The 13,837-nt window shown below is 54.9% G+C and carries 10 protein-coding genes; 6 read left to right on the top strand and 4 right to left on the bottom strand.

The features are described 5' to 3' along the window. Positions 1-15: 15 nt before the first annotated feature. The gene (locus Poly59_RS08375) at positions 16-1,545 is read right to left on the bottom strand and encodes an HTTM domain-containing protein (RefSeq protein WP_146533634.1); all 1,530 of its coding nucleotides are present in this window, start codon (positions 1,543-1,545) and stop codon (positions 16-18) included. 305 nt (positions 1,546-1,850) lie between these two features. Here Poly59_RS08375 and Poly59_RS08380 point away from each other — a divergent pair, with 305 nt between their 5' ends. Continuing rightward, positions 1,851-3,269, top strand: coding sequence for a DUF6513 domain-containing protein (locus Poly59_RS08380; RefSeq protein ID WP_146533635.1), 1,419 nt, complete (start codon positions 1,851-1,853; stop codon positions 3,267-3,269). A 22-nt stretch (positions 3,270-3,291) separates the two neighbouring features. On the opposite strand, the gene Poly59_RS08385 is transcribed toward Poly59_RS08380, so the two are convergent. Together Poly59_RS08385 and Poly59_RS08390 are read right to left on the bottom strand one after the other, a co-directional pair. Then, the gene (locus tag Poly59_RS08385) at positions 3,292-4,080 is read right to left on the bottom strand and encodes a sulfite exporter TauE/SafE family protein (RefSeq protein ID WP_246151492.1); all 789 of its coding nucleotides are present in this window, start codon (positions 4,078-4,080) and stop codon (positions 3,292-3,294) included. Then, entirely contained in the window at positions 4,061-5,179 is a 1,119-nt protein-coding gene (locus Poly59_RS08390; protein WP_146533636.1) for an ABC transporter ATP-binding protein, read from the bottom strand. The genes Poly59_RS08385 and Poly59_RS08390 overlap by 20 nt, the downstream gene beginning before the upstream one ends. 138 nt (positions 5,180-5,317) lie before the next feature. Here Poly59_RS08390 and msrB point away from each other — a divergent pair, with 138 nt between their 5' ends. Beyond that, positions 5,318-5,923, top strand: a complete 606-nt coding sequence (msrB, locus tag Poly59_RS08395; RefSeq protein WP_146533637.1) for a peptide-methionine (R)-S-oxide reductase MsrB — start codon at positions 5,318-5,320, stop codon at positions 5,921-5,923. Here the strand turns inward: msrB and bioD are convergent. Next, complete coding sequence (gene bioD / locus Poly59_RS08400) at positions 5,824-6,573, bottom strand: dethiobiotin synthase (RefSeq protein WP_146533638.1); 750 nt, start codon at positions 6,571-6,573, stop codon at positions 5,824-5,826. The two genes, msrB and bioD, sit on opposite strands and share 100 nt — an antisense overlap. A gap of 28 nt (positions 6,574-6,601) precedes the next feature. Here bioD and Poly59_RS08405 point away from each other — a divergent pair, with 28 nt between their 5' ends. The 4 genes from Poly59_RS08405 to gltB all read left to right on the top strand — a co-directional run bounded on the left by Poly59_RS08405 (position 6,602) and on the right by gltB (position 13,772). After that, positions 6,602-7,483: a carbon-nitrogen hydrolase gene (locus Poly59_RS08405; protein ID WP_146533639.1), complete on the top strand. Its 882-nt coding sequence runs from the start codon at positions 6,602-6,604 to the stop codon at positions 7,481-7,483. A 225-nt stretch (positions 7,484-7,708) separates the two neighbouring features. Then, complete coding sequence (locus Poly59_RS08410) at positions 7,709-7,972, top strand: hypothetical protein (RefSeq protein ID WP_146533640.1); 264 nt, start codon at positions 7,709-7,711, stop codon at positions 7,970-7,972. A gap of 118 nt (positions 7,973-8,090) precedes the next feature. Then, positions 8,091-9,065, top strand: a complete 975-nt coding sequence (locus Poly59_RS08415; RefSeq protein WP_146533641.1) for a LysR family transcriptional regulator — start codon at positions 8,091-8,093, stop codon at positions 9,063-9,065. A 114-nt stretch (positions 9,066-9,179) separates the two neighbouring features. After that, positions 9,180-13,772 carry a glutamate synthase large subunit gene (gltB, locus tag Poly59_RS08420; RefSeq protein ID WP_146533642.1) on the top strand — a complete coding sequence of 1,531 codons (4,593 nt, stop codon included), beginning with the start codon at positions 9,180-9,182 and terminating at the stop codon, positions 13,770-13,772. Positions 13,773-13,837 lie beyond the last annotated feature (65 nt).

Genomic DNA, 13,837 nt, shown 5'->3' on the forward strand with positions numbered 1-13,837 from the left:
CACGTCGTGAAACCCTCACGGCGTGGCTTTTTTTGTGGCTTCACGCGACAAAAAGTCTTGCAACTCAGTCGGCGTGCGGCCTCGCAGTGCCTTGAAAGGTTCAGGCAATTCCAAGACCGTCCACCATTGTTCGGTTGGCGTCGTCCAAGGTGGATCCTGCATGGGTTCCAGATCATCGTCAACCCATCCATCACGCCACCACCCGCGTTGGACTTCGGTCAAGTCAACGTATGGATCGACCATGGGTTTGGGACGCCGTCCGTTGAGCGACACCAATGCCAGCGCATAGACGCGATTCTCGGGTACCCCCAACTCAGCCGCAGCTTCGCTGATCGCAACTGCTGTTTGACGAATCAATTCGGGGTGATGGTCAGCTCGCTGTGCCTGGTAACCCGTTAGCACGGTGGTCGACGGCACAAATAGAAAATCGTCACTGTTGCGGTCCACTACTAAATAGTGAGTCAGTGCCTGTTTGTTGCGAAGCATCATTCGCCAAGCAAATCGATGACCGCGTTCGTTCCAATTCGAGTCGCCAGGGAACAAGGCTGGCCGGATGGGCAGCAGACAGTGAATCATGGCATAAAGGATCGCTGCACCGATCGCAAAACGCGTAACTCGGGATATTGAAACCGCAGCCGGCGGCGTGTCCTCGAGTTCATCATGGGAATCATTTCCGAGAAACAAACGCAGCCGTCGCCGCAACGTCTCGGGCGGAAAAAACACGACGAGCGTCGCCAGCATGAACCACGGAAACACGCCGATCGTCAGCGTCATCGCATTGGTCAAATGAAAACCGATCGACATCACGACCGCGACCCAGCGAGTCGGGCGCCAAAGCAACATTGGCACCACCATCAGGTCATATCCGAACCCACCGTAGACGAACAGGTCGACCATGCCTGGGATATCCGCCCACGTTCGCCCCGCACCCGCGTCTTGGTTTCGAAGTATCAGTTGGGCTGGCTGCCCACGAAACCAATCACCATTCAGCTTGGCAATCGCTCCGAAGGTATACGGAATGCCAATTTGAAACCGAACCAACCAGATCTGCCATCGCCAACACGTCTCACTCGGCCGCTGAATCCCCAACTTGCGATCAACCGACCATTGCCCGGAAACCGGCAAGAAAACCAATAACCCCGCCGTGATTGCCAGCAGGTAATAGTGATTGACGTAGATCTGACAATCAACCAACAGGACGTACCAGATTGAACCGCACAGCAGCGCCGACGCCACACGAGTCAAAAAACCAATCGCCAGAAACCCAGCTGCGATTTTAGTAACGACGAAATGCCAACGCATTCCATCACCAGGCCACAGTCCAACCCATTCGAAACCGTGGTACTTCAGCAGCACGCGTGCATCGACGAACACCGCTCGATAGGTTTCGTCTTGCAAGAAACTATCGGCCCAAACGTAGACCGCCACCGCAACGGCAAAACGCAACCAAACCAGAACCAACGAATCGACTCGTTGCATCGCGGCGTGCCGAATTGTGGCCCCTAGCGAATCGGCTTGTCGAGAACTTGCGTTTGAATCAGTCATTGAGGATCAAACACCGATAGACGAACGGACAGATATCAGCGCATAAAAAAACGAGAGATCCCGGCCACGACAGCTGACAAAATGCATTGCCCGCTGATCGACGGATCTCTCGTAGCCAGAAGTTTTAAGGTACCGGCAACGTGAGTCAATAGCGACACGATGCTGACCAATCTGTTTTTTGATGACAACGAAATGACACGATCGTAGAAACAAGTTTGCATCGTTGCCTTGGCCGTCGCTGCAAACGAGCGCAATCAAGCTAGAATGTCACCGATGCAATCCTCTGATCCCATGAAACGGCAACGATGAAAACGACTCTCGAAGCCGCCCCAAATCATCACTACCACTTCGTCACCGGACGTCTGGCCGAGGCCGCCGTGCGGTCGATCGTCGATGAACTTTCCACCAAACATTCGTTCGCCTATTCGATCGGTGTCATGCCGATCACCGTCGCTGCTCTGATGACGCCTCGATGGTTGAAACGACACCTCGAGATACCCGACCAAGCAACTCATGTGATCGTACCAGGCTATTGCGAAAACGGAATCGCGGAACTATCCGGCACGCTGGCAATCCCCGTAATTTGCGGCCCTAACGATTGCCGGGCAATGCCCGAACTGTTTGGCGGAAAACAAATCCAAGAGGAATTTGGCGAGTACACGATCGACATCATTGCTGAAATCAATCACGCGCCGCGTCGCTCAATCAACGAAGTCGTCCAAGCAGCGAAACGACTAAGTAACGACGGCGCCAACGTGATCGATTTTGGTTGCGATCCATCAACAAGATGCGTTTCGATCGGCGACTACATTGCGGCGATCGTCGACGAAGGACTACGAGTTTCGGTCGATACATTTGATACGTGGGAAGCAAGCGAAGCGACGTCGCGCGGCGCTTCGTTGGTGTTGTCGGTGAACGCTTCCAATCGCGATGCATCGGTCGACTGGGGATGCGAAGTCGTTGCGATTCCCGACGTTCCTGGGGACGAAAAAAGTTTTAAAAAAACCATCGAATTTTTGTCGTCACGCAACGTTCCCTTTCGTTTGGACCCCATCCTTGAACCGATCGGAAGTGGATTCGCCGATAGTCTTGTTCGATATGCGCAAACTCGCGCAACTTATCCGGACGCTGCGATGATGATGGGGATCGGCAACTTGACCGAGTTGTCGGACGTCGATTCGGCGGGGCTTAACTTCATGCTGTTGGCAATCTGTGAAGAACTGAAGATCCACAGCGTGCTGACAACCCAGGTGATCAACTGGGCGCGTTCTTCGGTTCGTGAATGTGACCTCGCCAGGCGTCTGACTCACTACAGCCTCAAACACGGCATTCCTCCCAAACGCTTGTCAGATGGACTAGTGATGCTGCGAGACTCGCGTCTTCGTCCGTATCCGAGCGATGCGTTATCGTCATTAGCTAATTCGGTGAAAGACAACAACTACCGCCTTTTTGCGCAAGACAACGAATTGCATTTGATTTCCGCGGGACTGCATTTGCGAGACAATGATCCTTTTCGACTGTTCCAGCGATTGATGCAGGAAAGTGTTTCGGACAACGTTGATCCCGGACACGCGTTCTATCTGGGCTACGAGATGGCAAAGGCCTCGATCGCACTCACGCTAGGTAAGCAATACGAGCAAGACCAAGCACTTGACTGGGGCATCCTCACCAAGCACGAAGATTTGCACCGAATCAAACGACAGAGCCGACATTTCAAGCAATAGAAACCGGTACTGCGAAGCCACATTAGCGAAGCCACGGTGCGGCCAATCCGGAAACCCCCAACAGCAACAACAGCATAAGCGTCAGCGTTCGCAATCGATCTCGGCCAAGCCAAGTTCCCAACCGAAGACCTAAGACTGAGCTGATCCATAGCGCCGGCGTCGACGCAGTCGCCAATAGTCCAGGCAAGATGATCCGATCGCCGAACGCGAAATACAAAATGGTCAGTCCTGGCACGATGCTCATCAGATACATGCCGAACAAGAATCCACGAATTCGTTTCGTGTCCCAATCATGTGCCTGAACCCAGAACACCATCACTGGGCCTCCCATCCCCACGATGCCTTGCAAGAATCCAGAAACAGGAAACACCAACCACGCCCAAAGAGGATGCAGATGCGTTCGGGGCAGCGGTTTGAACCAAGCAATCGCTAAGGTTGAAATCAAAACGGCGGCGCCAACGATCTGCCGAATCGTTTCTGTCGACAACGAATCCATTGAGTACAAGATCGACACGCCGACCGGCAACATGGCGACGCGACCAACCGCCGGCCAAACTAGACTGCGAGGAACGATGTCCTTGCGAAACGACCAAACGCCCCAAATATTTTGTGGAATCGTGGCTACCAACAAAGCCGACTGAGCAGCCGGGATCGTAAAGCCGCACCACAACAGCGACGGGACGATCAACAAGCCGGCTGCGAATCCAGCCGCCGATTGCACGAAGATCCCGAAGCAGAGTATCGCCGCGATCGGCAACATCGAGATCACGTCATTGCTGCTGATGGTCATTTCAGCGAGCAAGCGATTCACCGCTTTCAATTCGCAGCCCAGTGTCGGCATCAAAAAAATGCAGGTCTTCCTGCGACGCCGAGAAGACAAACGGATCGGACGATGCCACGGCTTGCCGAGAAATTACAGCCGTGAAGGCTTCACGATCGAGTAACGAAGTCATCTCCGTACTTTCGCTCACCCGAGAGTGAGCCACTTCATTCGCCGGCATCGAAATCCGTAAAGCCGCGTCACCGCTGGACTGCATTTCAAAATGCTCGGGCCGAACACCGACAACAATTTCACGTTGCGTCCGAAACGACGAAAACGGAAACCCTGTGTCCAACTGAATCGCCGGACTCTGAAACGTCCAACGATCTCGATCGATGGACGCCGCAAAGAAATTCATCATCGGCGAACCGATGGTACGAGCCACGTTGATCGACGCCGGACGGTCATAGATTTCGGTCGGCGGCGCGAACTGCACGATCACTCCGTTATCCATCACTGCGATCGCGTCGGCCATACGCATCGCCTCGTTGCCGTCGTGGGTCACATGGATGGTGGTGCCGAGCTGATCGTCATGAAGCAGTCGCAAGTCGCGAGCAAGCACTTGACGAACGGGCCCATCGAGCGCCGACAGTGGTTCGTCCAGCAAACGTACCGTCGCTTTTCTCGCGATCATTTTAGCGATCGAAGCACGGCGGATTTCACCGCCACTAAGGCGGTCGGGCCGCCGCTGTAGCAAGGGAGCGATCCCGGTCAGCTCGATAGCCCGTTCGATCTGTGCTTTACGACCCTCAGCATCGGCGATTCGACGAGCCGATAAGTCGAGCGATTGGCTGATGGTCAGATGCGGGTACAACGCATCATGCTGGAACACCATCGATACATCTCGTTTGCGTGATGGAACTCCACAAACATCTTTGCCGCTGATCACCACCTCACCAGAATCCGGCTTCAATAGCCCAGCGATGATGCGAAGCATCGTCGATTTTCCACAGCCGCTAGCCCCCAAAAGCACGATGTAGGGATTCGAATCCTGAGCCGCGTTTTCAGACGGAAACCGAAAATTCAGTCCCTTTATGATGTCCACTCCCCCCAACATCGAGTGAATGTCCCGCAATTCGACGTGCGACATAGTGAATCGGGGCTTAGAATATTGCTAATGACGGACGATGGAGTTGTTTCCGCATTGTAGCCAAAGTCGATGTGCCGTCCGAGCAGGTCGATTTTGCTTTCCCCCGCCTGTCCCCCCGCAATTTGATGGAGCCGCGCCATGACGCTTCGCCATATCCTTTCGCTGACCACGCTGCTGACTCTTATCACGTGCGTCACTGATCCAAATCATCGTGTCGCAGCTGACGAAAGCTCAGCCAAAATTCAAACAGAATTTTCGGACGCTCCCAACGAGCGAAGTGCATCCGCGGACAAAGAAATCTACGTCCCGAAGAGTGAAAAAGAACTACGCCGATCATTAACCCGAATTCAGTTCGATGTGACGCAAAATGAATCCACCGAACCTGCGTTTCGCAACAAATACTGGAACAACAAAGACAAGGGCGAGTACACTTGCATTGTGTGCGGTCAAAAACTTTTTACCAGCGATACGAAATTCAAGTCGGGCACCGGCTGGCCAAGCTTTTATGCGCCGGCCGACAATAAGAACGTTGGCTACAAAACCGACAACTATCTTTTCTACACGAGAACCGAAGTCCACTGCTCGCGCTGCAATGCACACTTGGGACACGTGTTCGACGATGGTCCAAAGCCGACCGGAAAACGCTACTGCATGAACAGTGCGTCGATGAACTTTGTCGAAAAGAAATCGTCGAAGTTAAACGAAGATAAAGCACCGGCTGATTCGCCATCTGAATCGAAATGACGGTAGGGCAACTCGGCCAAGATCGGCACGTCGGTAAATTGCCTAATTTGCGATGCGTTGGTTTGGATTGACGAATCAGACGTGCCTGTTATGTCATTCAAAATCAGGCCCGCCGGATTCACACCGCGATGCCTCGCCGCTTCGATCGTCGCCAAAGTTTGATGGATCGCACCCAATCGATTTGCGGCAACGATCACTACCTTTGCGCCGACAAACTGTTTCACCAAATCAATGTTCAGCACACCGTCGGCCAACGGGCTGAACAAGCCGCCAGCGCCTTCGACGATCAGCAGGTCGCACTGGTCATGAAGCGCATCGGCCCCGCGATGAAGCAGGGCCGCGTCAACACAAGTTCCTTCGGCTTCTGCCGCCGCGGGCGGCGCAAGTGGCGCCAGAAACTTTTGCGGACAAACTTGATCGATTAAGACCGAACATCCAGCCGCCTGCCACAATGCGGTGGCGTCATCGGCAATGCGGGTCCCGTTTTCGTCGCGACATCCGCTGGCGACCGGCTTATAGACACCGACTCGTTTGCCGGATCGAGAAAGTGCCCGGGCGACGGCACAGGCCACGAAGGTCTTTCCCACGTCCGTATCGGTGCCTGCAAAGAAGAGCGTTAGAGGCGTAGGATGTTGGGGCGACAACATCATTTTGTTTCCGTTTCGTTTCAATTGTTAGATGAAGGACCAGATCGTGGGACGCAATGTTCGCCTATCGTTAGTTCAAATGCGAGACGCTGGCTCCGTTTCCGCCAACATCGCGGCGGCAACAAAGTGGATCGAAGAGGCAGCCGGCGACGGCGGCCAAGTCATTTGTCTGCAAGAGTTGTTTACCGGCCCCTATCCTTGCCAATCGGAAGACCACTGCATGTTCGACTTGGCCGAATCGATCCCGGGCCCGTCGACCAATGAGCTATCGAAGATTGCTGCTCAACACGACGTCGTGATCGTCGCGCCGCTATTTGAACGCCGAGCACCGGGGCTTTACCACAATACGGTCGCCGTGATTGACGCCGACGGCAGTATCGCGGGCATCTACCGCAAAATGCACATTCCCGATGATCCGTTATTTTACGAAAAGTTCTACTTCACGCCTGGCGATCTTGGATTTACGCCAATCCAGACTCGATACGCGAAACTCGGCGTGGGAATCTGTTGGGACCAGTGGTATCCCGAAGCGGCGCGGTTGTTCGCACTTGCCGGTGCCGAGATCCTGCTTTATCCGACCGCGATTGGCTGGATAGACGAAGAAAAAGACGAGTTCGGCAGCGGCCAGCAAGATGCTTGGCAAACGTCGATGCGAGCTCACTCGATCGCCAATGGGTTGTGGCTCGGTGCCGCTAACCGAGTCGGCATCGAAGGCCGGCTGGAGTTCTGGGGAACGTCGTTCATCACCTCCCCGCGCGGCGAGGTGGTCGCCCAAGCTGGCACGTCTGAAGAATGTGTCGTCACTACGGATTGCCAAATCGACGATATCGATGTGGTCCGGACTCACTGGCCTTTCCTGAGAGACCGCCGAATCGACGCTTACGAAGGACTAACGAAGCGATACTTGGACTAGGCATAGAACAGGGCCTCACCTGCGACTTCCCAATAAACGTGGCACAACCACTCGATTCCTGTTCGCAACGTGCCACCTCGCGATGGCGTCGACGCTGAATATATCGCAACCACGGATTTTGCGACCTTTCCGGCCTCGCTGGAAAAGCCGACAGCCGATTGCTAGCAAATGCCGATCCCTTCATTTGGACCCGTTGGCTTTCCAAATTTAGCGAGTGACATTTCGATGCGACGTTCTTTAATCATCGCGCTAGGCATCATGGCGATCATTCTGGGTGTCGAATTCTTATTGATCGAAAGCGCCAATCTCTACGCTGCAGCCGATACCCAGCCGTCCTCCTTTATCAATCCGGCTGGCAGTCCGTCCAGCAACGTCAGCGTTTGGCAGCCCAAAGAATGGATGCCGTGGGCATCGCTGGCCGCGGGCACGATCACGGTACTGTACGCATTCACGCTGCCGCGACGGTGGCGTAGCGGCGCAGTCGCCTAGCAACATCACTTCGACTCGCCGCGCCTATTGACGCAAACGGACTTGCGATCTACCTTGCAATCAACGGCTTTCATGCTAAAAACCGCTGTATTAAAATTAATAATGGTAGCCTGCTCCGTTGCACCTCCGAACGCTTGAACTTTTCTGTACCATCGCCGAACAACGCAGCTTTTCAAAAGCTGCGGCTGCTCACGATTTGACGCAGAGCGCGGCCAGCCAAGCGATCGGGCATCTTGAAGAATCCCTGGGCGTGCGATTGATCGACCGATCGAAACGCCCGCTGGTGCTAACGGCCGAGGGCACGACTTACTTACGTGGCCTGCGCGGTGTGCTGCGGAGCTATCAGAGGCTCGAAAAAGAAGTCCGCAGCATTAGCTGTGTGCTTCGCGGCCAAATCACGATTGGGACGATCGTTTCGGTTGGACTCAGCTACATGCCATCAGCGACGGACGAGTTTGCTCGCGTCCACCCCGAAGTGGACGTCAACACTGAATTCGGATCGGCAGACCGCGTCGTTGAAATGACGACGGAGGGCGAAGTTGACTTTGGTTTGGTAAGCTTCCCCCGAAGCACCAAGCAAATTCAGTGCATTCCGTGGCAGAAAGAACCCATGCGGATCGTATGTTCGGCTGAGCATCCGCTGGCGGCTAACCACGAAATCACACTGAATCAACTTCGTGGCGCGGACATGATCGGGTTCGACCGCGGACTTATTTTAAGACAAGAAATCGACCGCTGTTTATCCAAAGCTGGTGTTTCGGTCAACGTGCGTATGGAGTTCGACAACGTCGACTCGATGATCCGGGCGATTCAAGCCAATCGTGGCATGGGAATTATCCCAGAGGCGGCTGTGCGCCGCGAAACGGCTACTGGCTCATTACGAGTGGTGGCTTGCAAAGAGTGGCGCATGACGCGTCCGCTCGGAATGATATTCCGTCGATCAGGACGTCTCAGTCGAGCCGCAAGCGAGTTTGGATCGCTATTGCTCGGGCGCGATATCGATTCGGAAATACGGAACAAATCCGCCAGCAGGAAGGCTGGTGTGGACGGTGGTTCGATCGAGGCCGGGAGTGGCACTTCGATCGTTGCTTGAGTCGCGAGTATTCTCCGGTGCAATTCACTGCGACCTACCGCAGTCAGCGCCGCAAACCAACGACCAGGCCACGCTGTACGGCAACACAACTCTAGTTAGAAACGAGCAGGAAAGATGAATAACGGTAATCCACAAAACGACACGACGAACGTGAAGACTCCTCTGTTTCACTTGCCGCCGGCCCATGGCCTGTACGACCCAAATTTCGAAAAAGATTCCTGCGGCGTTGGATTCATCGCTCACATCAAGGGTGTCCCCAGCCACCAAAACGTGATTGATGCCGACACCATTCTTCAGAACATGGACCACCGCGGTGCCTGTGGTTGCGAAACCAACACTGGCGACGGAAGCGGCATCATGTGCGGCCTGCCTCATAAATTCCTTCGCAAAGTCGCGAAGTCAGACTTGGGTGTTGACCTTCCTGAACCGGGCAAATTTGCCGCTGGCTTGGTTTTCTTGCCACAAGACACCGACGAGCGGGCGCAATGCAAAGCGACAATCGAAGAACTGATCGCTGAATCAGGTCAGACCTTCATTGGTTGGCGCGACGTTCCACAAAAGACTGACATTGCGGACGTTGGCCCGACCGCTCGCAACAGCGAACCCTACATCGAACAACTTTTCGTTGGCGCCGCAGGCGACCTAAAGGATGATGCGTTCGATCGCAAGCTGTACATGATTCACAAGCAAGCCAGCCACCGCCTGCGTGGCGAGGGCAGCAGCTTAAAGCAAGCGCTGATGTTCTACATCTGTTCGCTCTCGTCAAAGGTCATCATCTACAAGGGCATGCTAACGCCAGCCCAAGTCTTGCCGTATTTCCCTGATCTGCAAGATCCAGATTTTGAAACTCACTTGGCAATGGTCCACAGTCGTTTCTCGACGAACACGTTCCCTAGTTGGGACCGGGCGCAGCCGCTGCGTTTCATGAGCCACAATGGCGAAATCAACACGCTACGTGGTAACAAGAACTGGATGCGAGCACGCGAAGGTTCGGCCGCAAGCGAACTGTTCGGTGATGACTTGCAGAAACTATTCCCCGTCATCGAGCCCAACGGCAGCGACTCGGGAACGTTCGACAACGTGCTGGAGTTCATGCTAATGAACGGCCGCACGTTGCAAGAAGCGATCATGATGATGGTCCCCGAGGCATGGCAGAAACACGAAACCATGCCCGAACAAAAGCGGGCGTTTTACGAGTATCTGAGCTGCATGATGGAACCTTGGGACGGACCAGCATCGATCGTGTTCACCGACGGACATTACATCGGCGCGACATTGGACCGAAATGGCCTACGACCAAGTCGTTATTACATCACACACGACGACCGCGTGATCATGGCAAGCGAAGTTGGCGTGTTGCCGGTCGATCCGGCAATCGTCAAAGAGAAAGGGCGTCTGCAACCCGGCAAAATGTTCTTGGTCGACTTTGCCGAAGGCCGATTGATTCCCGACGAAGAACTCAAGAGCGACTTCGCTCGCAAGATGCCCTACGGCGATTGGCTCAAAGAGCAACGCATCCGCTTATCGGATTTGAACCCGCAAAACGAACCGCACGGTTTCGACAGCGACACGCTGTTGCCGCGCATGCAGGCATTTGGATACACCGCTGAAACGCTTAACTTCATGCTGCGTCCGCTGGTATCCGAACTGCGCGACCCCGTCGGATCGATGGGCAACGACAGCGCGTTGGCGTGTCTGTCGGACAAGCCGCGGATGATCTACGATTACTTCAAGCAACTCTTTGCGCAAGTGACGAACCCGTCGATCGACTCGATCCGCGAAGAAGTCATCATGTCGCTGGAATGCTACATCGGTCCGGAACAAAACCTGTTGTCGGCGACACCGGCACACTGTCACCGATTGTTGGTCGACCATCCGATTCTGACCAACGAAGAAATCGCCGCTCTCAAGCACATCGATTACGAAGGCTGGCATAGCTGCGTGATCGACACGACATTCGATCGCAGCGAAGGCAAAGCAGGCTTGAAGAAAGCGATTGACCGAATCGCAGCCGAAGCTGAAGCGGCCGCGGACGCAGGCATCCAGTTAGTCGTACTTAGCGACCGCGCAATCTCACACGACCGGGTTCCCGTAAGTGCGTTGTTGGCGGTCGGTGCTGTGCACCACCACTTGGTCGCGCAAGCTAAACGAACTCGAATCGGATTGATGGTTGAAACCGGTGAAGCTCGCGAAGTTCACCACCACTGCTTGCTAATCGGTTACGGCGCGGACGGCATCAACCCGTACTTGGCGTTCGAAGCTCTCTGGCAAGCCCGCATCGACGGTTTGATGGCCCCGACGCTCGATGACGACAAAGTCGTTGCCGGTTATCGCAAAGGTGTCGCCAAGGGCATGCTAAAAGTGATGGCCAAGATGGGCATCAGCACGCTACAAAGTTACAAAGGCGCACAGATCTTCGAAGCACTCGGACTCTGCGACGACGTTATCGACAAGTGTTTCGTCGGTACCGCCAGCCGCATCCAAGGTGTCACGTTTGACATCTTGGCCGAAGAAACCATGCGTCGTCATAAATTGGGTTTCCCAACCAAGACGTCCGACCGTCTGCCGGCGCTACCCAACTTGGGCGAATTCCACTGGCGTGCCGAAGGTGAAAAGCACGCTTGGTCGCCTCAGTCGATCTCGGACCTGCAAGTCGCCGCTCGCAACAACGACGAAGACGCGTACTGGCGATTCGCTCATACGATCAACGAAGACAATCGCAACCGATGCACGCTGCGTGGTCTGTTTGGTTTCCACATTGACGATGCGAAATCGATTCCGCTTGACGAAGTTCAACCAGCAAAAGAAATCGTCAAGCGTTTCTGCACCGGTGCGATGTCGCTAGGCAGCATCAGCGCCGAATCACACGAAACGATCGCAGTGGCGATGAACCGCTTGGGCGGCAAGAGCAACACCGGCGAAGGTGGCGAGGATCCAATCCGATTCAAGCCGCTCGAAAACGGCGACTCAAAACGATCCGCAATCAAGCAAGTCGCCTCGGGACGCTTCGGTGTCACGATCGAGTATTTGTCGAATGCTGACGAAATCCAAATCAAAATCTCGCAGGGTGCAAAGCCCGGCGAAGGTGGCGAGTTGCCGGGCAAGAAGGTCGACCAAACGATCGCTCGGATTCGTTACAGCACGCCAGGCGTTGGCCTGATCAGTCCGCCGCCGCACCACGACATCTATTCGATCGAAGACCTGGCTCAATTGATTCACGACCTCAAGAACGCCAACCGGGCCGCCCGAGTCAGCGTCAAGTTGGTCAGTGAGGTCGGCGTCGGCGTGATTGCATCGGGCGTCGCAAAGGCGCACGCCGACCACATCCTGATTGCAGGCGACACCGGCGGAACCGGTGCGTCACCGCTGACCAGTATCAAGCACGCAGGGTTACCGTGGGAGCTCGGAATTGCAGAAACTCACCAAGTCTTGGTGCTGAACAATTTGCGTTCGCGAGTTGTTCTGCAAACTGACGGCGGCTTGAAAACCGGTCGCGACGTCGTGATCGCTGCTCTATTGGGCGCCGAAGAGTTCGGTTTCTCAACCGCGCCGCTGATCACTCTGGGCTGCATCATGATGCGAAAGTGTCACCTCAACACGTGCCCGGTTGGCATCGCGACTCAAGACGTCGAACTTCGCAAAAAGTTTTCGGGCAAGCCTGAACACGTCGTCAACTACTTGTTCATGGTCGCCGAAGATGCTCGTCGTTGGATGGCGAAACTTGGCTATCGTTCAATTGATGAAATGGTCGGGCACAGCGAGATGCTGAAGACTGATCAAGCGATCCAGCACTGGAAGAGCGACGGTCTCGACCTGACGAAAATCTTGATGCCGGCCAAAAAGCCAAGCGACGATGTCGGCGTGATCCAGTCAATGGCGCAAGACCATGGACTTGAAAAATCGCTCGACATGACAGTCTTGTTAGAAGCTGCCAAGCCAGCGATCGAGACAGGAGAACCGGTCGTGATCCAAGCACCGATCGTCAACATCAACCGAACCGTTGGCACCATTCTTAGCAACGAAATTGCCAAGAAATACGGCCAAGCGGGATTGCCTGATGACACGATTCGGATCGAACTGACCGGTTCAGCAGGCCAAAGCCTGGGTGCGTTCTTGGCGCACGGCGTCACGATCGAACTCGAAGGCGATGCAAATGACTACGTCGGCAAGGGCCTTAGCGGCGGACGCGTGATCGTGTTCCCGCCTCGCGAAGCGAGCTTTGTCGCAGAGGACAATATCCTGGTCGGCAATGTCTGCTTGTACGGTGCGACCAGCGGCGAGGCGTACCTGCGAGGCCGCGCGGCCGAACGTTTCTGTGTGCGAAACAGTGGCGCGATCACAGTCGTCGAAGGCGTCGGCGATCACGGTTGCGAATACATGACCGGTGGACGTGTAATTTGCCTGGGCAAGACCGGACGCAACTTTGCCGCCGGTATGTCAGGCGGGATCGCGTACGTCCTGGACAAGGATGGCGACTTCAACCTGAACTGCAACCTGGCGACGGTTGAACTCGAGCAAATCGAGACACCCGAGGAAGAAGCCGAAGTGAAGGCAATTATCCAAAAGCATGCAGACTTCACAGGCAGCGAGGTGGCCGCTTGGGCGTTGTCGAACTGGGATGAGTTCAAGGCCAAGTGCGTCAAGGTGATGCCCACGGACTACAAGCGAGTGCTGCAGAATTTGCAAGTCGAAGAAGAACTCGTTTAGTCGCACAGCGACAACCGAGCCTAGCCCAAAGCCAACGCTTTGGGACAACAACATAATACGAATCA

The sequence above is a fragment of the Rubripirellula reticaptiva genome (assembly GCF_007860175.1).
Classification (GTDB): Bacteria; Planctomycetota; Planctomycetia; order Pirellulales; family Pirellulaceae; genus Rubripirellula; species Rubripirellula reticaptiva.